The organism is Ascidiaceihabitans sp. (assembly GCF_039986515.1).
GTDB lineage: Bacteria > Pseudomonadota > Alphaproteobacteria > Rhodobacterales > Rhodobacteraceae > Ascidiaceihabitans.
On sequence record NZ_JBDWQO010000015.1, the window covers coordinates 348,420 to 369,965 of the forward strand.

General features: G+C 55.3%; 18 protein-coding genes. 8 read left to right on the forward strand and 10 right to left on the reverse strand.

Going from position 1 to position 21,546, the window contains the following annotated elements:
* Positions 1-2: 2 nt before the first annotated feature.
* From rimK to ABJL60_RS16315, 3 genes are all read right to left on the reverse strand, one after another.
* On the reverse strand, positions 3-908 hold the full coding sequence (gene rimK, locus ABJL60_RS16305) for a 30S ribosomal protein S6--L-glutamate ligase (protein ID WP_348290926.1): 906 nt from the start codon (positions 906-908) through the stop codon (positions 3-5).
* Positions 905-1,387 (reverse strand): RimK/LysX family protein, encoded by a 483-nt coding sequence (locus ABJL60_RS16310; RefSeq protein ID WP_348374627.1) that lies wholly within the window; start codon positions 1,385-1,387, stop codon positions 905-907. Before ABJL60_RS16310 ends, rimK begins: the two co-directional genes overlap by 4 nt.
* Positions 1,388-1,457: 70 nt before the next feature.
* Positions 1,458-3,035, reverse strand: a complete 1,578-nt coding sequence (locus ABJL60_RS16315; protein WP_348374628.1) for a DUF5928 domain-containing protein — start codon at positions 3,033-3,035, stop codon at positions 1,458-1,460.
* A gap of 146 nt (positions 3,036-3,181) precedes the next feature.
* Here ABJL60_RS16315 and ABJL60_RS16320 point away from each other — a divergent pair, with 146 nt between their 5' ends.
* On the forward strand, positions 3,182-4,000 hold the full coding sequence (locus ABJL60_RS16320; RefSeq protein ID WP_108829809.1) for a sulfotransferase family protein: 819 nt from the start codon (positions 3,182-3,184) through the stop codon (positions 3,998-4,000).
* Positions 4,001-4,030: 30 nt separating this feature from the next.
* Here the strand turns inward: ABJL60_RS16320 and ABJL60_RS16325 are convergent, their stop codons facing one another.
* The 5 genes from ABJL60_RS16325 to ABJL60_RS16345 all read right to left on the reverse strand — a co-directional run bounded on the left by ABJL60_RS16325 (position 4,031) and on the right by ABJL60_RS16345 (position 9,828).
* The gene (locus tag ABJL60_RS16325) at positions 4,031-4,675 is read right to left on the reverse strand and encodes a DUF3726 domain-containing protein (protein WP_348374629.1); all 645 of its coding nucleotides are present in this window, start codon (positions 4,673-4,675) and stop codon (positions 4,031-4,033) included.
* The gene (locus tag ABJL60_RS16330; protein WP_348374630.1) at positions 4,663-6,369 is read right to left on the reverse strand and encodes a hypothetical protein; all 1,707 of its coding nucleotides are present in this window, start codon (positions 6,367-6,369) and stop codon (positions 4,663-4,665) included. The genes ABJL60_RS16325 and ABJL60_RS16330 overlap by 13 nt, the downstream gene beginning before the upstream one ends.
* 33 nt (positions 6,370-6,402) lie before the next feature.
* Positions 6,403-7,386 (reverse strand): membrane dipeptidase, encoded by a 984-nt coding sequence (locus ABJL60_RS16335; protein ID WP_348374649.1) that lies wholly within the window; start codon positions 7,384-7,386, stop codon positions 6,403-6,405.
* On the reverse strand, positions 7,386-8,837 hold the full coding sequence (locus ABJL60_RS16340; RefSeq protein ID WP_348374631.1) for an aldehyde dehydrogenase family protein: 1,452 nt from the start codon (positions 8,835-8,837) through the stop codon (positions 7,386-7,388). Before ABJL60_RS16340 ends, ABJL60_RS16335 begins: the two co-directional genes overlap by 1 nt.
* Before the next feature lie 85 nt (positions 8,838-8,922).
* Entirely contained in the window at positions 8,923-9,828 is a 906-nt protein-coding gene (locus ABJL60_RS16345; RefSeq protein WP_348374632.1) for a LysR family transcriptional regulator, read from the reverse strand.
* A 110-nt stretch (positions 9,829-9,938) separates the two neighbouring features.
* On the opposite strand from ABJL60_RS16345, the gene ABJL60_RS16350 reads away from it, so the two are divergent.
* A complete protein-coding gene (locus tag ABJL60_RS16350) occupies positions 9,939-10,280 on the forward strand; it encodes a RidA family protein (protein WP_348290936.1) in 342 nt (113 codons plus the stop codon).
* A 31-nt stretch (positions 10,281-10,311) separates the two neighbouring features.
* Here the strand turns inward: ABJL60_RS16350 and ABJL60_RS16355 are convergent, their stop codons facing one another.
* Positions 10,312-11,316 (reverse strand): AraC family transcriptional regulator, encoded by a 1,005-nt coding sequence (locus ABJL60_RS16355; protein ID WP_348374633.1) that lies wholly within the window; start codon positions 11,314-11,316, stop codon positions 10,312-10,314.
* A gap of 132 nt (positions 11,317-11,448) precedes the next feature.
* Here ABJL60_RS16355 and ABJL60_RS16360 point away from each other — a divergent pair, with 132 nt between their 5' ends.
* The 3 genes from ABJL60_RS16360 (at position 11,449) to ABJL60_RS16370 (ending at position 16,262) form a co-directional block, all read left to right on the forward strand.
* Entirely contained in the window at positions 11,449-12,468 is a 1,020-nt protein-coding gene (locus ABJL60_RS16360) for a hypothetical protein (RefSeq protein ID WP_348374634.1), read from the forward strand.
* Between the two features lie 109 nt (positions 12,469-12,577).
* Positions 12,578-15,037: a heavy metal translocating P-type ATPase gene (locus tag ABJL60_RS16365; RefSeq protein ID WP_348374635.1), complete on the forward strand. Its 2,460-nt coding sequence runs from the start codon at positions 12,578-12,580 to the stop codon at positions 15,035-15,037.
* Between the two features lie 79 nt (positions 15,038-15,116).
* Positions 15,117-16,262, forward strand: coding sequence for a hypothetical protein (locus tag ABJL60_RS16370; protein WP_348374636.1), 1,146 nt, complete (start codon positions 15,117-15,119; stop codon positions 16,260-16,262).
* Here ABJL60_RS16370 and ABJL60_RS16375 read toward each other — a convergent pair.
* Positions 16,259-16,771, reverse strand: a complete 513-nt coding sequence (locus tag ABJL60_RS16375) for a GNAT family N-acetyltransferase (protein ID WP_348374637.1) — start codon at positions 16,769-16,771, stop codon at positions 16,259-16,261. The genes ABJL60_RS16370 and ABJL60_RS16375 overlap by 4 nt on opposite strands.
* 185 nt (positions 16,772-16,956) lie before the next feature.
* Between ABJL60_RS16375 and pnp the strand changes: the two genes are divergently transcribed.
* From pnp to ABJL60_RS16390, 3 genes are all read left to right on the forward strand, one after another.
* A complete protein-coding gene (gene pnp, locus ABJL60_RS16380; protein WP_348290948.1) occupies positions 16,957-19,098 on the forward strand; it encodes a polyribonucleotide nucleotidyltransferase in 2,142 nt (713 codons plus the stop codon).
* A gap of 124 nt (positions 19,099-19,222) precedes the next feature.
* On the forward strand, positions 19,223-19,906 hold the full coding sequence (locus ABJL60_RS16385) for a hypothetical protein (RefSeq protein ID WP_348375789.1): 684 nt from the start codon (positions 19,223-19,225) through the stop codon (positions 19,904-19,906).
* A gap of 180 nt (positions 19,907-20,086) precedes the next feature.
* Positions 20,087-21,541 (forward strand): M20 family peptidase, encoded by a 1,455-nt coding sequence (locus ABJL60_RS16390; protein WP_348375788.1) that lies wholly within the window; start codon positions 20,087-20,089, stop codon positions 21,539-21,541.
* The last annotated feature ends 5 nt before the right edge of the window (positions 21,542-21,546 follow it).

The following is a 21,546-nucleotide window of genomic DNA, read 5'->3' on the forward strand; positions in this document are numbered from 1 at the left end:
TGTTATCCTTTGCCTTTGGTCTTGGTGGCACCCGGTTTGGCGTGTTTTTCCATGTATTCGATGATCTTTCCTGCAATGTCGAGGCCCGTTGCCTTCTCGACGCCCTCAAGGCCCGGGGACGAATTCACTTCCATGACGACGGGGCCATGATTGGCGCGTAGCATATCAACCCCGCATACATTCAACCCCATGGACTTGGCAGCGCGCACTGCAGTGGCGCGTTCTTCAGGCGACAGTTTGATAACTTGGGCCGACCCGCCGCGATGCAGGTTCGAGCGAAAATCGCCTTCAGCGCCGGTGCGTTTCATGGCGGCAATGACCTTTCCCCCAACCACAATGGCGCGAATATCCGTACCGCCTGCTTCTTTGATGAATTCCTGCAGCAAAATGTTTGTATTTGCAGCACGGAACGCTTCGACAACAGATTTAGCGGACCGGTCGGTGTCAGCCAAAACAACGCCCAAACCCTGTGTGCCTTCCAGCAGCTTGATCACAATGGGTGCACCGCCAGCCAGTTTCAGCACCTCTTCGGTCTGCTTGGGGTCATGGGCAAAAGTCGTGACTGGCAGGCCAATGCCATCACGTGCCAACAGCTGCATGGATCGCAGTTTGTCGCGTGATCGCCCGATAGCGACACTTTCGTTTAACGGATAAACACCCATCATTTCGAACTGTCGCAACACGGCAAGGCCATAGAATGTGATCGACGCCCCGATACGCGGAATGACCGCATCATAGCCTTCCAACTTGTCCCCGTTGTAGTAAATTTCAGGACGCCGCGACGCGATATTCATGTAGCACCGCAAGGTGTTGATGATATCCAGCTGGTGTCCGCGGGCCTCTGCCGCTTGTTGCAGGCGCCGGTGTGTATATAGCTCTGCGTTGCGCGCCATCATTGCAATTTTCATGTTTTCGCCTTCCCCGTGATGTCCAACGCTTTGGCCGGATCTTGTGTTAAAAACCGGGCACGGGTGTGCACGGCGATGGCATGTTTGCTCAGGGCAGAACGGCCCACAATCATCCTAAACTGCATTTCGCCACGTTCAGCCAAAGACACGTCAATCGTCCAAGCCCGCCGCGCGATGCGGAATTTGGTGCGGATCACAATGCGCTCTTCCGGTTGCCCGGATGTGTTCCTGATTTCACGCAGGTCATGGATCGGACATTCGATCCAGACATCGCGGGCTTCATCATCAAACTTTGTATGAAACCGGACCCACTGTGCACCATCTTTTTCAAAACGCGAAATTTGTTCGGCATGCAGCGCAGATGTTCGCGCACCAGTGTCGATCTTTGCAATCAAATTGGTCAGGCCCAGATCGGGCAGATCAACAGCCTCTTGCCATCCGATCACCGTCAGGGCGCGTTTTGGCTTTGGATCGTTCATTCCGCGCCTCCTGTTCGGAATCGTCTAAAGCGTCAGACTAGCAGCGGATATAGGGAAAGAAAACGCGAACTCAATCCGAGAAAAGGTAATCTGCCTGCGCAATCTCAAACGCTTTTTCCGGGCTGATCCGCAAAAACGAAGCCAATGCTTTTGCGTTTTCTTCGGTCTCCGCCCCTTCACGCATTTTTTCCAGATTTTCAAAACCCGCATCGCGGATGCGATCACTTTCGAAAATCATGTCGTTGCGGATGGTCGGCAACAACCGTTCCAGCGTGTCAGTAGAGGTCTGGTCCCCCGCCAGTCCCACACGCATCGCATGGCCGATCAGGTAATCATCAGAAAACCCGCAATCAATTTCCAACATCCGCGTTACGGATCTGTCGCCTGCAAAGTCCTGCAACAAATCGACATTTTCGGGGTCCATGCAAACGATCAATTTGTCTGTCTCATAGTAGTCAAACAGCATCCGCATCAATGCCCTGCGGTGCCGCGTCCGTTTGCCCAAAGTCTTTTGGATACCTCCAAGATCAGGCAAAGGCGTGTCTTCTTCGTTGAAGATGTATTCCAAAGCCGGGACATTTGTGACCTGCCGGATCCGCTCCAAAACGCGTTTGGCCACGTGCCACTTTTTGCAAATCACGATCATCAATTCGCGTTCGCGCCCCAGCGTACTTTCGGTTTCCCAGAACCGCATCCCAAAACGTCGCCCGATGCGCCCGCGCCCGGTCAAGAATTTGAACAGGCTGGTCCCTTCGTTCGAGATTTTGAATTGCACCCCGACCGCCGCATACAGCAATCCCAACCTGCGTTTCAGGTCTTTGGCCTCCGGGCTGATCTTTCGGGCAAACAGGAAATCCTGGCTTAGCAATAGATCATAGTGATCGTCATAGAACGTCACCGGCATCCCGTAATCCGTGAACATCAAAAACGTCAGCGTGCGCGTTCGAATTTCTTCGTTTGGCACAACATGGCGCACAATGGTCTGAAAGAAGGTTTCATCTGGAATCCAGGTGGTGCGGAAAAACCGCATAACGTCTTTGCGTTGGCGTGTGAAATCCAGAACCCATTCCACCGTGCGACGGCGCAAACACCACCATTGGCTGCCGATCATAACCTGTATGTCGTCTGGAATATCCCGCGTGATGCCGAATTTACGTTGCATATTGAATGACGTGTAGAACCGCCATTTCTGTGTCCGTTCGTTGAAGAAGTGGCGATAGATCAGCCGTTCTTCTTTCATGCCGGTCTTGATCCAGTCACTTTCGAAATAATCGAAGCTTTCGATAAAGTCGGCGTCGTTGTCGTCCAGAAACTGATGCGTGTATTCCGCCGATTTTACCGCCATGCAATCGCCCGATAGCATGTAAAAATGTGTGGCCTTGGGAAAGGCATCAACGGCAGATTCCACCGCGTACAAAGTGGCCTGCACCAGCGACCATTCCCCCCACCCGCATTTGATGCGTTTGTGGGCATATGTGACGTGGTCGTTGTCTTTCAAAGCGTCTTTGATTTGGGCGTAGTGGGCGGGGTTCGCGCTGGCGTCAAAGTGAATCGACATATAGTCGCCAACAGCCGTCAGGCGTTGAGCCTGCTTAATGATCGCTTCCGGATCCTTGTGGCATAGCAATATGTAGGCGATTTTTGCCATAATAGAAACGAACAACCCCTTTACGCCTGATTGTTTACCTAGTTAATGGTGAACACAGATTGAATAAACAGGATTTTTTTGCTTTTTTAAGGGACAGGCAAACTGTTGCAGATAAAACAGGCCATCCGAGCACAAGGACGAGTGATATGGGATTTCCCGGAACGTGGATGACAGAGACCGAAAGCGTAGTGTACCGCGTGGTGCCCAAATGCGCCTGCTCGACCATTGGTCAGATCATGTATTACTCCGACCATGGCGACTTTTTTGATGGCGACATTCATGACGCCAAAAACGGGTTGCACAAGTGGGCGCTGGACGACAGCCAGCCGTTGATCTCTGCCAATGTGCAGGCCCACAAGTCCTACGCCTTCACCTGCGTACGCAATCCCTACACCCGTATCCTGTCATCCTTTTTCGACAAAATTTGTGGCATTCAACGCAATGGCAAACGCTATCGTGGCAATCTTGTCCCGCTTTTGATCCAAAAATACGGCATCGAAGTCGGTGGCGACGATGGCAAACAGGACTTTGACCAAATCAAGTCGTTCCGCCGCTTTTTGCTATTTGCCCGCGATACAATCCGCTGGCGACGCCCCATGGATCCCGACATCCACTGGTCCGCCATGTCCGGCCACGTCAGCACCTATATCGTGAACGGCGGCACTTACGATAAAATCCTGTGGACCGAAAAATTCAACGAAGGCATGGCCGACGTGCTTGGTGCGATTGAAACGCCCCACGCCGTCGATCTGGATGCGATTCCCCGCTTTAACGAAAGCGAAGGCCACGGCCCCAAACGCGCCCATCCGGTCGAGGATTATTTCGACGATATGTCGATGCATCTGGTCTACGAGATTTTCAAACGCGATTTCGACGTATTCAAATACGACTTTGAGAACCCCGGAAACAAAATGCCTATCGGTGAAATTGATCTGGAAGAAGTACACAAAAAACTGGGCGACTAATCAGGCGTCGCCGCAGTTTTATCCAGTTTCTCAGTCGTTATCGGTTTCACCGGCCCCGGCACCCGCCAACCGCGACGCTTCAGTGTCGGGGGCAAACGTCCGATGGCCAAACGCCAACAAAGCTGTCCAGTCTTCGGTTGCAATCCGTAGACGCGCTTGCGGTTGAAAGACGCGATTGGCCTGTAGTTCTGCCGACCATGTCACCGCCCGTGTCGACTGCGCGTTCAAGGTATCGGGGCTTGCATCCAAAAACAGCGCATTCGGCGTTGCCGTGAAAGCGGCCCCATCCCACGCGACTGAAACCGGACCGTCCGTTAGGCTTGCGGCCATAGCTGCGAAAGGCAGCAGCAAGATCGGCACAAAGCAGGGCCCAAAGTCAATGGTCCGGCCTGCGGCGAGTGTTGCCGCCATATCCGACACCGCCGCCCCGCTGACAAGCGGACACAGCGCACCTGCTGACGCGGTCCACACACCTGCGTCCGACTGCGGCGAAAACAACTGGTAAGGTTTGTCGTCAAATCCGGTCAAAAGCTGTGCCAATGCCTTTGGCCCCGACAATCCTTGTGCCGCAAGCCAGCGCACTGCTTTGCCGGCATCTTCTGCCAGCCCCCAAGGCACACCAGCCCCCCAAGCGGCACGTTTGGCTGTGGTTTCGACTTCGTTTAGTGAATACACGCGTTTGCCCTTGCTGCACTTGGATAGGACCAGTCGTCATCATCTGACTGCGTCAACTCATGCGGAAACGGGGCGTTCTGGAACATGGTGATCCGCACCCAACGGTCTGACCTTGGGTCAAAATGGGTCGCCCCAAAGAAGGACAGCTTGCAGCGCAGCAAATCAATCGGCAGCATTTTGGCGGCGATCGTGTTGTCGCGAATTTCTGCATAGGGGTGGTGCGCCACGATCTGCGCCCGACGCGCCACATGTCTGTGTTGCGGATATTTCATCAAGAAAGCGGCCAATGTAGGCGGGTTTGCATCACGTGAAGCCCAATCCACCAGATCCTCGTAGAACCGCGCAGCATCACGGCCCGGCGCCAAGGGTTGTTCGTAGGGCTCAATCGGCTCTTCAAAGCGTTCACCCAAGCGCGGTTCCAGCTTTTCTTCTGACGTGTACCAGACCCGCGCCACGTTGTCGGACGTTTGCCAATCTGTATCAATCGCCCACCCAAACACGTCCCGCAGCACCTCTTGCATACGCGTCACGGACATCGCGCCGTCTATGGCAAAGACCGCACTTTCGTCCGCGCCCATCGTCCCCGTCAGATCATCGACCAATGCGCCATAGGGTTCTAACATCATCGACACCAACAGCTCTTGGCCTTCTGTGCTTAGGTGTTGCTCAGACCAACGATACAGATGGTCCCAAGGTGCATCACCGTCCAACACGTCCGCATCAACATGCGCGATCAACAGGCTTAGGTCCGCCTTTAAATCCGCGATTTTATCAACCTGGATCGGATGGGTCGATTGCCAAATTTTGACGTTGTATTGCGCCCGCCGCACCACGTCGCAGAACACAGCTTTCTCGGACGCGTTTGCGTGGCCTATGCCGCGCACTCGTGCCAACGCCACTTCACGCGCGGTTATCCAATTGTTCAGCAACACAGGATGGTTCACGATGAAGGGTGCCATCCCCAATCCAGTCGAATTGCCCACACCAAATTGGCGGCGCAGTTCCGGGGCCATTGCAACGGCGGTATCGGGTGACCGCAGCTTGGCCATGTGTTCAACCAAATCAAGAGCATAGGCGCGGATCAAAAATACGGCCAGCATTTCGGTTTGGAAGGGCAAAGCGCCAGCGGCGTGGTCTGCGGCTCCGAATTTGCCGGACCCGTATACAGCTGTCGTGCGCATCAAATATCCAACGGCCGCAATCTGGGCAGGATCGGGTTGCATCCCTTCTGCCAACCGCGACACAACATGTTCGAACAAGCGCACGGACCGGTTGGCGCGTGACAAGGACACTTCGGAAGATGTCACCCGACCGGCTTCTTGTTTGGGGACATTGCGGCGCAAACGGTCGATGTCGTCAGCGGATGGCACACCTTTGCACAGGGTAAATGTCGAATCCCATGCGTGGGCGATGACACGATCCGACCGCTGTTCTGGCGGCAAGTCATGTCCGAAACACACCAAACTATATGTCGCGTCGGGACCATGTGCTGTATAGACGGCGTGGCCGACACCCTTGACGTCCATGTCAAAGACCGGCCGCGAAAATTGCCAGTTTTCGGTCTTCAACCGGCGCAGCAAGGTGCGCATGAAGGACAAGCGGCTTTGGTGAAAAGACCCCATACGGGCCAAACGCATCACGGTCGCAGGATCACGTAATGCAATTTGCGGGTGCTCAACCTGTTCAGCTTTCATGGCCGATCCTTTCGTGTGTCTTAGTGCGTTCGTCTATTTGGGCCCAAAGTTCTCAGCATAAAAACGGTGCCAGTTTCCGCCCATGATGCCTGCTGCTTCGTCTGGCGAAAATCCCGCAGCCCTAAGGCCATTTTCGATGTTGTCAAAATCGCGGTTGTCTTCGAACCAATAGGGCATGGGTGGAAATCCGGGCGCCGCCGCTGACCCTTCACCATAGTCGATTTGCTTGCTCCACCGTCCAACGCGCATCCATTCAACAACGCTATCGGGATGATCCTGGCACAGATCCGTGCCGATTCCCAAACGGTCAGGTCCGAATTTTTCAGCCGTGCGGGCAATCATCCCGCAAAAATTTTCCAAGGTGCAATCCGACTTGTCTTTCAGGTGATGCGGATAGACCGAAAACCCTAACATTCCGCCATTTTGTGTGACCGCGCGGATCACGTCGTCTTTCTTGTTGCGCAGCGCAGGGCACCACTCATAGGGGTTGGCATGGGTGATCGCGATGGGGCGTTCAGAAATATCCGCCGCCTCAATCGTGGACCGGTCACCTGAGTGGCTCATGTCGATGACAAGGCCCACGCGGTTCATTTCCTTGATGACCTGTTTGCCCATGCGTGTGATGCCGCTGTCTTCGTCTTCATAGCAGCCCGTCGCCAGCAAAGACTGGTTGTTGTAGGTCAACTGCATGAAGCGCGCACCAAGGCTGTGCACGATTTCCACCAAACCGATGTCGTCTTCGATGGGGCTGGGGTTCTGGAACCCAAAGAAGATCGCCGTGCGTCCTGTGTCTTGAGCCACCTGCACGTCCGACGCCCACTGCCCCTTCACGATCAGGTCAGGGTACTGTTCGAACCAGCGGTTCCACTGTTCAAAATTCAGCACCGTTTCGCGGAAGTTCTCGTGGTAGGCGATGGTCACATGCACCGCGTCCACACCACCTTCGCGCATCTGGCGGAAAATCTTTTCCGACCAGTTGGCGTATTGCAAGTTGTCGATGCGCGGGGTGCGTTGCATCACAATGGCGTCCCGGCGCTGATGTAGGCGGTTTTGACTGTGGTGTAGAATTCCGCAGCCGCTTTGCCTTGTTCGCGCGGCCCGTAAGAGCTGTCGCCCCGTCCCCCGAACGGCACGTGATAATCGGTGCCCGCCGTCGGCAGGTTCACCGTGACCACGCCTGTGCGCGCGTTGCGGCGGAAATGTGTGGCGCGGGCAAGGTTCTGCGTGACGATGCCAGACGTGAGACCAAAGTTGGTATCGTTGACTGTGGCAAGGGCTTCGGCGTAGCTGTCGACTTTGATCACGGACGTCAGCGGCGCAAACATTTCCTCGCGGTTGATGCGCATATCGTTGGTTGTGTTCAAGAAGACGCCCGGTGACATGTAAAAGCCATCATGCGGCATTTCCAAACGCGCCCCGCCACAGGCCAGTTCCGCACCCTCGGACACACCAAGGGTCGCGTATTCAAGATTTTCCATCAATTGCTGTTGGCTGACAACTGGCCCCATTTGCGTGCCTTCGCCCAGCGCATGGCCAACTTTCATGGCTTGCGTGCCAGCCACCAGTTTTTCGACAAACGCATCGTGGATGCTGGCGTGGACAACAAGGCGTGAGGACGCCGTGCATTTCTGGCCCGTTCCGCCAAAGGCACCGCCCAGCGCCAAAGTAACTGCCAGATCAAGGTCCGCATCATCCATCACAGCCAATGCGTTTTTCGATCCCATTTCCATCTGCACTTTGGTCAGGTTCTGGATGGCGGCCGATGCGATGCCTTTGCCCACAGGCACGGACCCCGTGAAGGAAATCGCGTCGATCTTGGGGCTTTCCACAAGACGCTGGCCGATATCGCTGCCCGACCCCATGACCAAACTAAACAATCCTTTCGGAATATCCTGACGTGTGATGATTTCAGTCAACGCCACGGCAGAGGCCGGGGTCATGTTGGCAGGCTTCCAAACAACAGCGTTACCATAGCACAGCGCTGGCGCGATTTTCCAAGATGCCGTGGCTGTTGGAAAGTTCCATGGTGAAATGATGGCAACAGTGCCAACGGCTTCGCGACGCACATCGACTTCGACACCGGGGCGCACGGAATCGGCATTTTCACCCAATTGGCGCAGACATTCAGCAGCGTAATATGTGAAGAACTGGCCGGCGCGGAACACTTCGCCTTTGCCTTCGGCCAATGGCTTGCCTTCTTCGCGGCAAAGCAATGTGCCCAGTTCTTCGGCGCGTTCCATCATTTCGGTGCCGATGGCCATCAAGACGGCCTGCTTGCGTTCCATGCCGTAGGCTTCCCATTCGGCTTGGGCGCGGCGGGCCTGATCCAATGTGGCGTCCAGCTGGTCCGCACTGGCTTGCGCGAACATACCAATCACATCCGTCAGATCCGACGGGTTGCGGTTTTCGATGTGCGAAACCCCGTCCGTCCATTCACCTGCGATGTAGTTTTTGCGAAGATCTTGCATGATATGTCCTTTGAAAGCGCGCTAAGTTGCACCACGCATAGGACAGCTTTCAGATTCAGGCACTCAGAAAATTCTGTATCTTTATTCAGAATTTCTGAATTTCCGGCACAGTGGAAAACGAATCCGCCGCCACGGCCTTTTCCAAAGCGTCCAAAAAGGCGCGCGCAGCAGGCATCAGCATATGCGACCGCGACGACATGACCGACACCGTTCGCCGTGTGGCAATGTCTACCAATGGCAGAAATGCCAGATCATCCTGCAATCCGGGTGCCGCCATACGCGGCAATATCGTGATGCCGACCCCTTCGCGCACAAGGCTTAGCAACGTCGTGCTGTTTGGCACCCGCAACCGTGATTTGGCCAAAAACGGCGCGAAATCGGGGTCTGTGATCAGATCGCACAATCCGTTTGCGATCAACGCATGGTCCCCCATGTTGCGCCACGTCAAACGATCCCATTCCTGCACCAACGGATTGTCCTTGCGGCATACCACCCCAAAACTGTCGCTGAACAAAGCCCGACGCAACATGCCTTCTGTGTCGGGCAACGATCCGATGCCAATATCGGCCCGTTCGTGGAACAATTCTTCTGCAATGGCCGCTGAATCCATATCACGGATTTCCACCTGCACCTGCGGGTGGTCGGTTGTAAAGGCACGGATCACCGGCGGCAAAAGTGTCGTGGCCACCGATGGGGTGACAGCCAAGCGCAGATACCCCAGCTTTGAGCGTGATATGCCTTCGATGACTGTAACAGTGTTTTCAAAATGGCCAACTTCGCGGCGCGCTTCCTCATAGATCAATGCGCCCAGCGCCGTCAGCCGCGACTTGCGGGCGGTTTCAAACAAAGGCGATCCGATGTGGTCTTCGAATTGCTTCAACATCATGGACACAGCAGATGGCGTGCGCCCCAAGGCCTGTGCCGCATCTGACAAACTGCCGTGTTGGGCCACCATCGTAAAACACTTTAACATTTCCAGCTTGATCGCCAATTTCAGATCCCCTGAAGCCTAATCAACATATTTGTGTTTGCCTTAATCCTTGTCTTGAGTCCATTGATCCTTATCCGCAGTGCATCTGCCCTACCAAAAGGACCCTTCCCATGATCGAACGCATTGAAACCGGCACACGCTCATCCAAGATTGTAAAACACAACGGCGTGGCTTACCTGACCGGCCAAGTGGCAGAAGGCGACACCATTCAGGAACAGACCCGCATCTGTCTGGAAAAAATCGATGCCTTGTTGGCGCAGGCGGGGTCGTCGCGTGAAAACATGTTGCGTGTCACGATCTGGCTGGCAGACATGAGCGACTTTGCGGGCCTAAACGAAGTCTGGAATGCTTGGGTGCCAGAAGGCCACGCGCCCGCACGCGCATGCGGCGAAGCCAAACTGGCGCGCGCCGAGCTGAAGGTGGAATTCATCGTGGACGCCGCCTACGATTAAGCCGCGTCAACAACACCCGAGACGTCGGGGGTCAGTCCCCCCGGCGTTCTGATTGCGCCCAAACGCTAGGGGCTTGCCCCGTCACTCGCAAGAATTCGCGATTGAAGTTGGACTTGGTGTTGAACCCTGCCGTCAGCATTGCCGATGTCACACTGTCCCCCGCCGCCAGCGCATCGCAGGCCGCGGCCACCCGACGTGCGTTGATATAGCGTGATACATTTTCGCCCGTGCTGCGATTGATCGCGCCGCTCAGTTGTTTCACAGGCACCCCAAGCTTGCGGGACATCCGGTCCAACGTCAGGTCTGGATCAAGATACAGCTTTTGCTGCGTCACCATCCCGTCAAGTCGCGTCATGATCTGCGCATCTGCCTCTATATCCACCGGAGGCGCTGCAGCATTGGTGTCCCTTTGTTCAGGCGCCACATGTAAATTGCGCGACAAGCTCAAGCCCCCAACCAACAACAAATTGCCGGTCACAGAGATGCTGATAATCACCGGTTGCCACGCGCCGTAGCCTGCCAGTTGCGTGATCACGATCAGAACATCGCTTAGGGCCGACGCCATCAATGATGCCCCGATGACCGCCCAGATCACTGATGGTACGCCACCCGCCTCAAGCCGCAAGCGGGGCAAGGCATCGGCCCCTCTGCGCAGCACAATCAAGATTGCAATTCCGTACCCTACAAACAGCGCCGGGATCAGCACGTCCAGAACCTGTGGTGCAAACACAAGGCAAAATGCTGCAAAGGCAGGCGCCAGGAAATGGGCACCATCACGGTGCCACGCAAAACGGCGCACAGCCGTCGCTTGGAATGTCACCCATGACAAAGCGGGAATGAGGGCGGCGCCAACAGGTTGCACCATCCGGGCCGGCCCGACCCCGTAATGCTGCGCCAGAGCAATCACCGCCGACTGCATGGCACAGACCCCGATTAAGGCGGCCAAAAACCCATGCCGCCCTTCTCGCAACACAAGGTTCAGAAACAACACAACCAGCACAAAAGCGCCAAACATGGGGATCGGTAACGTCAGCATAGGGTCTCCTTTACCCGATTAGGTTTAGTCCTAAAACCGGATCTGCGCGTCCTCGAACCGGTTTTAGGACGCAGTATTTTTGCGGCACCGCCATGTCTGGATCATCAAAACCGTGAAACAGGAGCCTTCACAATGACCTATGCATCGGCATTGACCGCCTATCTTTTGTCCGCAACAGCCCTTTTGGCAGACCCTGCAGGCTATGCGTTGAAAACCTATAACACACCACATCAGGATAACCCGATCGAGGGGGCCATCTGGTACCCTGCAACCCCCAAAGGGGCCGCCCAAGTCGTCAACCAGAACCCGGTGTTCTATGGCGTGCCTGTTCAACAGGATGCGGCCCCCGCGTCTGGCCAGCGTCCTACCGTTTTGCTGTCACATGGCATGGGCGGCAACTACAAAAGCCTGACTTGGTTGGGTGCGGGCTTGGCCGAACGCGGCGCCATCGTGGTTGCGGTCAACCATCCGGCCAGCAGCACATGGGATTTCGACATCCGCGATGGCATGAACCATTGGACACGGGCCCAAGACCTAAGCGCCGCGTTGGATCAGATGCTGGCAGACCCCACCATGGGTGATTTGATCGATCCACAGGCGATCATGGCCGCGGGATTTTCCTATGGCGGTTGGACAGCGCTGTCTTTGGGCGGACTTACAGGCAATGTCGCAGCCTACGCCGCACATTGCGCCACCTATGGCGCCAAGTCTTCGCATTGTGATGACATCGCCAATGCAGGTGTGTCTTTTGCCGATCTAGATAAGGCCCTTTGGGATGCTTCATACAAAGACCCCCGCATAAGCATGGTGGCCGCCATTGATCCTGCGCTACATTGGAATCTGGGCGATAGCCATTTGTCGGGGCTGGTCAGCGACGTGCAACTTATTGCGTTGGGAGAAGGCGAAGACCGCTTGTTCGCAACTGACTTTGGGCCCGAAGGCAGCGGGTTCGGGGCGCAACTGCCGGATGCCACGCTGCGCACCTTGGCACCTGCCAGCCACTTCATGGCCCTTCCCTTGTGCAAGCCAAAGGGCGCCATGATCCTTGAAGAAGAAAACGATGATCCCGTCTGCACCGACCCCGCAGGCGCGGACCGGGCCGCAGTGCATGCCGCCATAATTGACGGTCTCGCCACGCAATTGGGTCTGTAAACACAACCCTGAGCGCCCCTTGCAACAGCACGTTGCGTCCGGGGCGCTCTTGACCTTGTGCCTGTGACGTCCCTTATGGAAGGAACACTTTAACGAAAGCCCTGCCCCGATGCCCCAAACCCTTCGCCTGCCTTTGACTGGCCTGTCTTGCGCCTCTTGCGTGAAGCGGGCCGAAACGGCATTGGCCGGGGCCGAAGGCGTCACACAGGCGTCTGTGAACCTTGCCACGGAAACAGCAACCGCCACGATCGAAAACCTCGATGCTTTGCCCGCTGCCTTGAACGCGCTGGATCGTGCGGGCTACCCTGCTGCACAAGAAACAGTACGGCTTTCGGTGGACGGAATGCACTGCGCATCCTGCGTGGGGCGCATCGAAAAAACGCTAAAACAGCAGCACGGGGTGGTGTCGGCAACTGCCAATCTTGCGACTGAAACGGCCACGATTGAACTGGTTTCGGGCACGACCACGGGCGCCGATCTGGCGCAAGCCGTCACGCAGGCAGGGTATGCCGCGCGGATGCCAGATGCCCAAGATCACAATCAAGATCAAAAAGCGGACGCTGTGGAAAACCTGCAACGCATGACCTGGGTCTCTGCTGCCCTGACCATCCCTGTTGTGGTGCTGGCAATGGGCGGGCATATGTTCCCCCCCTTTCACACGTTCATCATGACAAGCATCGGCCATGTCACTGACATGGTCATACAGTTCGTGCTGACCAGCCTTGTACTTTTATGGCCCGGCGCCCGCTTTTTTAAAAAAGGCGTGCCTGCACTGCTGCGCGGGGCACCAGACATGAACACGCTGGTGGTTTTGGGCACATCGGCGGCATGGCTATATTCAACACTGGCCCTGTTTGCGCCTTGGCTGTTTCCGGCAGGTGCGGCCGTTGTCTACTTTGAGGCGGCGGCCGTTATCACAACGCTGATCCTCTTGGGTCGCACCTTAGAGGCCCGCGCAAAAGGCCGCACCGGCGCGGCCATCGCAAGGCTTGTCAGCTTACAGCCCAAAACAGCGCGTGTGATGCGTGATGGGCATCTCAGGGAAGTCCAGATTGCAAACATCGTGACAGGCGATGCAGTTCACATCAGGCCCGGCGAACGCATCCCCGTAGACGGCACCGTCACCACCGGACAATCTTGGGTCGATGAAAGCATGATCACCGGCGAACCGATTCCGGTGGAAAAATCGCATGGCCAGACGCTTGTCGGCGGCACCGTAAACGGCAACGGGGCACTGACGTTTGCAGCCACAGCCGTCGGGGACGCCACTGTTTTGGCCCAGATCATCCGTATGGTCGAAGATGCACAGGGCGCAAAACTGCCGATCCAAGCCACCGTGGACAAAGTCACGGCCGTGTTTGTGCCAATCGTTATGATCGTGGCGGCGCTGACCGTGGGGCTTTGGCTGATCTTCGGACCTAATCCGGGCCTAAGCTACGCTTTGGTTGCGGGGGTTTCGGTCCTGATCATCGCTTGCCCCTGCGCCATGGGTCTTGCCACCCCAACCTCAATTATGGTGGGCACCGGACGGGCCGCAGCGGCGGGTGTTCTGTTTCGCAAAGGCGATGCGTTGCAGGCGTTGCAAGACGTGGATCTTGTGGCCTTTGACAAGACAGGCACGTTAACGCAAGGCAAGCCTGAAGTGGTCCATTGTTTGCCCGAAGGTCACGGCGATGCCTTGCGCCTTGTCGCAGCGTTGGAAGCACAATCGGAACATCCGGTGGCCCAAGCGGTCGTGCGTGCGGCAGAGAACCTTGATTTGACTGGCACCCAAGTCACAGACGTTCATGCCGAACCGGGCCACGGCCTGCGCGGCACAGTTGACGGGGCTTTGGTCCATGTCGGCACCGCACGCTTTTTCGAAAATCTGGGTATTTCTTTGGGCGCTTTGGAAACACTTGGGCAGCCTATGGCCCAAAACGGCCACACGGTGTTTTTCGCAGCCATCGATCACACTGCAAAGCTGGTGTTTGGGGTCGCAGACCAGATCAAACCCACCACACCCGCTGCTATCGCGGACCTGCATGCGATGGGCATTAAAACAGCGCTGATTACAGGCGACAGCCACGATGCAGCCCAAGCCGTGGCCCGTGATACAGGTATTTCGATTGTTCATGCGCAGACCCTTCCAAAAGACAAATTGAACCATGTCGCGCACTTGCAATCTGCCCATGGCAAAGTTGCGTTTGTAGGCGACGGGATCAACGACGCGCCAGCCTTGGCCCATGCCGACGTGGGCATAGCCATCGGCACCGGCACCGATGTCGCAATCGAGACGGCGGATGTGGTGTTGATGTCGGGTGATCTTATGGGGGTGGTGAGTGCGATCCAAATCAGCAAAGCCACTCTGCGCAACATTCGTCAGAACCTGTTTTGGGCTTTCGCATATAATGCCGCCCTTATTCCCGTGGCGGCAGGGCTTTTGTTTCCCGTCTTCGGCGTGATGCTGTCGCCGATGCTGGCCTCTGCGGCTATGGGGGCGTCGTCTGTGTTTGTGCTGACCAACGCCTTACGCCTGCACCGCATGCAATTTGCACATCGCCTGACGCCGCCCAGCGCACAGGCTTGATTGAAATGTGCAGCCGCGCCATAGTGCGCGGTGTATTTTAAGTTGATTTTAGACCGCCTCATTTTGACAAGGATGCCTTATGCGCCGCGCCACCGCACGAAGCCTGATTGCGTTGTCTATTCTGCTGTCGGTTTTGGCTGTTCTGACTATCGTATGGACGTGGTCCCAAACCACCCATAATTTGCCCGGCAACATGCATACCATTGTCGATGCCACCGCCCTGGAACGCCATATCACTAAAGACGTGGCCACAGCGGCAAAAGGTGCGCAGGCGTCAGCCGCCCGCTACCGTGTGCCCACCGGAGTTTTTGTGCAGTCTGTGGCTTTCGTGTCTTCCACTGATGTGAACCTAACGGGCTATATTTGGCAGAAGTTCCCAAAGGATTTTCCATTCACCCGCAACTTCGACATTCCCGAAGAAGTCGCTTCAGAGGAAACCGTAATCGAGGAACGCTACCGCGACGAGGTTTTGGTAGGCGGCGTGTCCCATGATCTGGTCGGGTCATACTTTGACGTCACTGTGCGGCAATCCTTTAACTATGTGCGTTATCCGTTGGACCATTTGACGATCTGGTTGCGGCTTTGGCCGGCCAACGTCGATCACCGTGATACGGTTCAGTTTGTGCCCGATTTCGACAGCTATTCTGACACGCGCGGCGATGTCTTTGGCTTGGATGGCGATCTGGTGCAGGGTGAATGGTCGATTGAGCGGACATTTTTTAGTTATGCAACCATTCCCTACGACACGAATTTCGGGCTTAATGAAAAAGACAAAGACGTCGTCCACAGCGAATTTTTCTTTAACCTGTCTGCCGAACGCAAATTCATCAACGCATTCATCATCAATCTGGTGCCGCTTTTGGTGATCAGCTTGCTTTTGTTTTCGACACTCATGACTATTTCGGGAAATCGAGATCAGGCAGAGCGTTTCGGGTTCAACACAACGGGTGTTTTAGGCACGTGTTCGGGCTTGTTCTTTTTGGTGCTGCTTAGTCACATTCAGGTGCGATCCTTGTTTCCCGGATCGGGGCTTGTCTACATCGAATACTTCTATCTGACGCTGTACGGTATGATCTTGTTGGTGGCGCTGAACGGATACCTGTTTTCGTTGAAACGTCTGGAACACAACGGGGCGCTGCATTGGGGTGACAACTTTGTGGCCAAGGTCAGCTTTTGGCCGATCCTGTTGTGGGCGCTCGCGTTCAGCACGATGTATATGCTTTAGGGTTTGTCGATCTCGAAATAGGCGCAATCCTGATCATAATATTCGCGCACCCCAGCATAGCGCATGCCAAGGCGTTTCATAACGTTTTGCGACGCTTCATTCGGAACATCTGCAACGGCACAAATGTAATCTTGCCCGGCCGCCCCGAACCCAAAGTCCATCGCAGCCTGTCCAGCTTCTGTCGCGTAGCCTTTGCCATGAAACTGCGGCATCAAACGCCAGCCGATTTCAAGCGGGTTCGCCTCATCATGGGCCAAATGTTGCAAGCAGGCAGCCCCGATCTGGGTATCTGTGTCTTTCAAAAACACGCTCCACCACCCAAACCCGTGTTTCGCCCACCGTTCTTTTTGGCGCGCGATTGACGTCCGAACGTCGTCACGGCTTTGTTCCGGTCCAAGGTAACGCATGACCTGCGGGTCGGAATTCATAGCAAACAGCGCATCTTCATGGGCGGGCAGAAAGGGTGTCAAAACCAAACGCGTCGTCGCGATTGTCCAGTCAATTTTCATAGCATTCCCCATTGTCTTACCTGTGTGACAACAGGCCCTAACACTGTTCTCTTCCCAAAGCACGGATTCTCCTGTATGCGCCCGCTATCTGGCGCCCGGACTCTAGCGCCCGAGATACAAGATACGAAGGGTCAGGGGCAATACGGCCCCTATGCAAAGGCCAATGGGCCAACAAGGAAACTTAGATGTTTAACGTTACAACAAAATCCATCCAGTGGGGCGAAGAAACGCTGACACTGGAAACAGGCAAAGTCGCGCGTCAGGCCGACGGATCTGTCATCGCCACACTGGGCGAGACCTCCGTTATGGCCAACGTCACTTTTGCCAAAAAGCAAAAGCCGGGTCAGGATTTCTTTCCTCTGACCGTGCACTACCAAGAGAAATACTATGCTGCCGGTAAAGTGCCGGGTGGCTTTTTCAAACGCGAAGCGCGTCCATCTGAAAAAGAAACGCTGACGGCCCGTCTGATCGACCGTCCATTGCGTCCTTTGTTTGTCCCCGGCTTCAAAAACGAAGTTCTGGTGATGTGTACTGTTCTGTCCCACGATCTGGTCAACGAACCTGACATGGTTGCGATGATCGCGGCCTCTGCGGCTTTGACCATTTCCGGTGCGCCGTTCATGGGCCCAATCGCCTGTGCACGTGTTGGTTTTGAGGATGGCGAATACATCCTGAACCCGGAAGTCGACGACATGCAGGACCTGCGCCTGAAGCCAGAACAGCGCCTTGATCTGGTTGTTGCCGGTACAAAAGACGCCGTGATGATGGTTGAATCCGAAGCATATGAGCTCTCTGAGGCAGAAATGCTGGGTGCGGTGAAATTTGCCCATGATTCATTCCAGCCTGTGATCGACTTGATCGTTGATCTGGCCGAATCCGCCGCGAAAGAGCCGTTTGACTTCACGCCTGCTGATTACTCCGAGCTGTCCGCAGCCGTTGCGGCCGCTGGCGAAAAAGACATGCGCGCAGCCTTCGCAATTGGCGACAAACAAGAACGCACAACAGCTGTTGCAGCAGCGCGTGCCGCTATTCTTGAGGCTCTGACAGAAGAGCAGCAAGGCGATGCGAACCTTGGGTCCGCGATGAAAGGCCTTGAGGCCTCCATCCTGCGCGGTGACATCGTGAAAACAGGCAAGCGCATCGACGGTCGTGCAACGGATGAAATCCGCGACATCGTGTGCGAAACTGGCATGTTGCCCCGTACGCACGGCTCTGCCTTGTTCACACGTGGTGAAACGCAAGGTTTGGTTGTGACCACATTGGGCACCGGCGACGACGAGCAATTCATCGACGCGCTGCACGGCAACTTCAAATCCAACTTCCTGCTGCACTATAACTTCCCTCCCTATTCGGTTGGTGAAGCGGGTCGCGTGGGCCCTCCCGGTCGTCGTGAAATCGGTCACGGTAAACTGGCATGGCGCGCGTTGCAGGCAGTTCTGCCAGCGGCGACAGACTTCCCGTACACAGTACGTGTTGTGTCTGAAATCACAGAATCCAACGGTTCGTCCTCCATGGCGTCCGTTTGCGGTGGTTCCTTGTCCATGATGGACGCGGGCGTTCCGTTGAAATCTGCGGTTGCTGGCGTTGCTATGGGCCTGATCATGGAAGACAACGGCGACTACGCCATCCTGTCCGACATCTTGGGCGACGAAGATCACCTTGGCGACATGGACTTCAAAGTGGCGGGCACCGAAAACGGTATCACGTCCTTGCAGATGGACATCAAGATCGCGGGCATCACGCCAGAGATCATGGAAAAAGCACTTGAGCAGGCTCGCGCCGGCCGTTTGCACATCCTTGGTGAGATGAACAAAGCCTTGACCGGTGCCGCTGAATTCTCAGAGCACGCGCCACGCATCGAGACCATGCAGATCCCAACGGATAAAATCCGTGAAGTGATCGGGTCTGGCGGCAAAGTAATCCGTGAAATCGTTGAAGTGTCCGGCGCCAAAGTCGACATCAACGACGAAGGCATCATCAAGATCGCTAGCCCGAACGGCGACAGCATCAAGAAAGCCTACGACATGATCCACTCGATCGTGGCAGAGCCAGAAGAAGGCATGGTTTACACCGGAACAGTCGTCAAAATCGTCGACTTCGGTGCATTCGTGAACTTCTTTGGCAAGCGCGATGGTCTGGTTCACGTGTCCCAAATCGAAAACCGCCGTTTGAACCACCCATCCGACGTCCTCAAAGAGGGTCAGGAAGTGAAAGTCAAACTGCTGGGCTTCGACGATCGCGGCAAAGTCCGTTTGTCCATGAAAGTGGTCGATCAGGAAACCGGCGAAGAAGTGAAAGAAGAAAAGAAAGAAGCGAAAGAGGACTAAGTCCCTTTATGCGTCTCGAAACGAAAGCCCCGGTGGAAACGCCGGGGCTTTTTTCGTTCCTTGGTTGTGAACCTGTGCGGCCTAGGCTACGTTTCTCTAGTATTGGTTACGATAGGGAACGATTATGCGGTTTATCGCTTTTTTGGTGGCAGTTGGCCTTTTAACGGCGCCTGCCGCACACGCAGACACTTTGGACCAAATGGCAGGCAAATCTGAATTTGTTCGCCTGAACCTCGAATTTCTGAAACGCAGAAACGCAAAGACCGCCATTGCCGGAACAAAGCCATATTGCCCTTCCACATATTGGTGGAGCAACAGATCCTATGCCGATCAAAGGGCCCAAAATTCGTTCCGCAAACAAGTCACGCGGCAAATGCAACAAGTGGGCTTTCCAAAATCAGCCATAGAACATTGCATTCAAAACAGCGGCTTTGTTTTCAAATCCGGCACCCTGCAAAACCACCCGAAAAACCAAAGATACACGCGATATGTCGATCCTGGAATTGTGGTTTTTCGCCAAAAGGGCAGCGGCACAGTACAAAGCGCCCCTGTCACTATGGAAACCAACACATTCACGGACAAAAGCTGGAAAGTGTACGATGCATCGTTCAGAAATATATGCACCGTTTTGAACTCAAATCCGGGTGTTTCCATAACCTGTACTCAGTTCGGAAAACTTAAAGGCAGTTCTGTTTCAAATGATGGCAGAACAACTTTCACCGCCCAAAACGATCGGTACGAAGTGATGTTTTTCAGCGACAGGCCCGCAAGTTTTGCACGGCAAACTTTTGCGGCAACCTTCAAGTAAAGTCACGAAACGCGCAAATCAGACACCAACCGAACTGTTGTCTTATTCGCAAGATTTTCAACGTCGAAATCTCTTGCTCGTGCACCTAAGTGACGGCGTCCAACGCTGGTTTCCGTAACGTCTTCGCTAGACCGCTATAACAAAGCGCGGCACAGTACCCCGCAAATGGGGAGACGACAGATGTGGAAAACAGTCAAACGTATTGCAGGTGGATGTTTTGTGCTGCTGGTAGTCCTTATCGCGGTTCTTGCGTTCAACACCTACCGCTTCACGCCCGATACGCCGCAAGACGTCGCATCCTTTGATCTGGGCGCCGACACGGATGCTGCGGCACAAATCCTGTCCGATGCGTTGAAAATCGAAACCGTATCAACCAACATCTTCACTCCTGCATTTCCACAGTTCGTGCGCTTTCTGGAAACGTCTTATCCCAAGGTGCATCAAACCCTTGAACGCGAGGTCCTTTTTGCCAACACGCCGCTGTTCAAGTGGGAAGGAACTAACCCCGACCTAAAGCCCGTTCTATTGGCCGCACATTACGACGTTGTGCCCGTGGCCACAGGATCGTTGGACCGCTGGACCTACCCCCCTTTTGCAGGCACCATTGCGGATGGCTTTGTCTGGGGGCGCGGTACATTGGACGACAAAGGGGCGTTGATCGCCTTGATGTCTGCCGCCGAACACCTGATAGGCACCGGCTTTCAACCAGAACGCACCGTATACCTTAGTTTTGGCGGAGACGAAGAAGTCGGGGGCAAAGGTGCCCAAGCCGTGGCAGCACATCTGCAAGACCAAAACATACAATTGGAGTGGGCACTGGATGAGGGGTCCTTCGTGCTTGATGATATCATCCCCGGCCTCGATGTGCCTGTGGCCAGCATCAATTTGGCCGAAAAGGGCTATTTGACGGTAAAGCTGGTGGCGACATCGCCCGGCGGGCATTCTGCATTGCCGCCGCGCATGACGGCCGTAGGGCGGATTGCACGGGCCGTGGACCGCCTGCAAATGGCGCCTGTGCCCGGCGGGTTAGACGGTGTCTCGGCAGAGTTTTTCGACGGGTTGGGGCGGCACTTTTCGGTTGAGAAAAAAGTGCTGTTTGCCAACACTTGGTTGTTCAAGCCAGTGCTGGAAGGGGTGCTTTCAGGGGCGGCCTCCACAAACGCGATGCTACGCACCACAACTGCACCTACCATGCTATCCGGGTCCAACAAGGAAAACGTCCTGCCCGCCCAAGCAACAGCCACAATCAACTTCCGACTGCACCCGCGCGACACGCCCGAAGCTGTCTTGGACTATGTAGAATCAACAATTAATGATGCCGAAATTGAAATTCAATCAGACATCGCACAGGCCAGCCCCGCATCACCTGTGGCCAGCCTCGACAACCCGGGTTACGGCGATATCGAAGCGTCTATCCTGTCCGTATTCGGCCCGATTGCGTCTGTTCCGGGCCTCACAATCGCAGCCACAGATGCAAGGTATTATGCAAGAACTGCTGATGCTGCCTATCGCATCAACCCGTTTTTGGTGACATCCGACGACATCGCACGGTTTCACGGCATCGATGAACGCTTGTCGCTTGAAAACCTGAAACACGGCATTAATTTTTACGGTGCACTTCTGAGTAAGCAATAGAGACA

Coding starts and splice junctions, on each gene's coding strand:
- pnp (WP_348290948.1), top strand. CDS start 16,957: ATGTTTAACGTTACAACAAAATCCATCCAGTGGGGCGAAGAAACGCTG.
- ABJL60_RS16390 (WP_348375788.1), top strand. CDS start 20,087: ATGTGGAAAACAGTCAAACGTATTGCAGGTGGATGTTTTGTGCTGCTG.
- rimK (WP_348290926.1), bottom strand. CDS start 908: ATGAAAATTGCAATGATGGCGCGCAACGCAGAGCTATATACACACCGG.
- ABJL60_RS16360 (WP_348374634.1), top strand. CDS start 11,449: ATGACCTATGCATCGGCATTGACCGCCTATCTTTTGTCCGCAACAGCC.
- ABJL60_RS16310 (WP_348374627.1), bottom strand. CDS start 1,387: ATGAACGATCCAAAGCCAAAACGCGCCCTGACGGTGATCGGATGGCAA.
- ABJL60_RS16375 (WP_348374637.1), bottom strand. CDS start 16,771: ATGAAAATTGACTGGACAATCGCGACGACGCGTTTGGTTTTGACACCC.
- ABJL60_RS16365 (WP_348374635.1), top strand. CDS start 12,578: ATGCCCCAAACCCTTCGCCTGCCTTTGACTGGCCTGTCTTGCGCCTCT.
- ABJL60_RS16335 (WP_348374649.1), bottom strand. CDS start 7,386: ATGCAACGCACCCCGCGCATCGACAACTTGCAATACGCCAACTGGTCG.
- ABJL60_RS16350 (WP_348290936.1), top strand. CDS start 9,939: ATGATCGAACGCATTGAAACCGGCACACGCTCATCCAAGATTGTAAAA.
- ABJL60_RS16385 (WP_348375789.1), top strand. CDS start 19,223: ATGCGGTTTATCGCTTTTTTGGTGGCAGTTGGCCTTTTAACGGCGCCT.
- ABJL60_RS16340 (WP_348374631.1), bottom strand. CDS start 8,837: ATGCAAGATCTTCGCAAAAACTACATCGCAGGTGAATGGACGGACGGG.
- ABJL60_RS16315 (WP_348374628.1), bottom strand. CDS start 3,035: ATGGCAAAAATCGCCTACATATTGCTATGCCACAAGGATCCGGAAGCG.
- ABJL60_RS16370 (WP_348374636.1), top strand. CDS start 15,117: ATGCGCCGCGCCACCGCACGAAGCCTGATTGCGTTGTCTATTCTGCTG.
- ABJL60_RS16330 (WP_348374630.1), bottom strand. CDS start 6,369: ATGAAAGCTGAACAGGTTGAGCACCCGCAAATTGCATTACGTGATCCT.
- ABJL60_RS16320 (WP_108829809.1), top strand. CDS start 3,182: ATGGGATTTCCCGGAACGTGGATGACAGAGACCGAAAGCGTAGTGTAC.
- ABJL60_RS16355 (WP_348374633.1), bottom strand. CDS start 11,316: ATGCTGACGTTACCGATCCCCATGTTTGGCGCTTTTGTGCTGGTTGTG.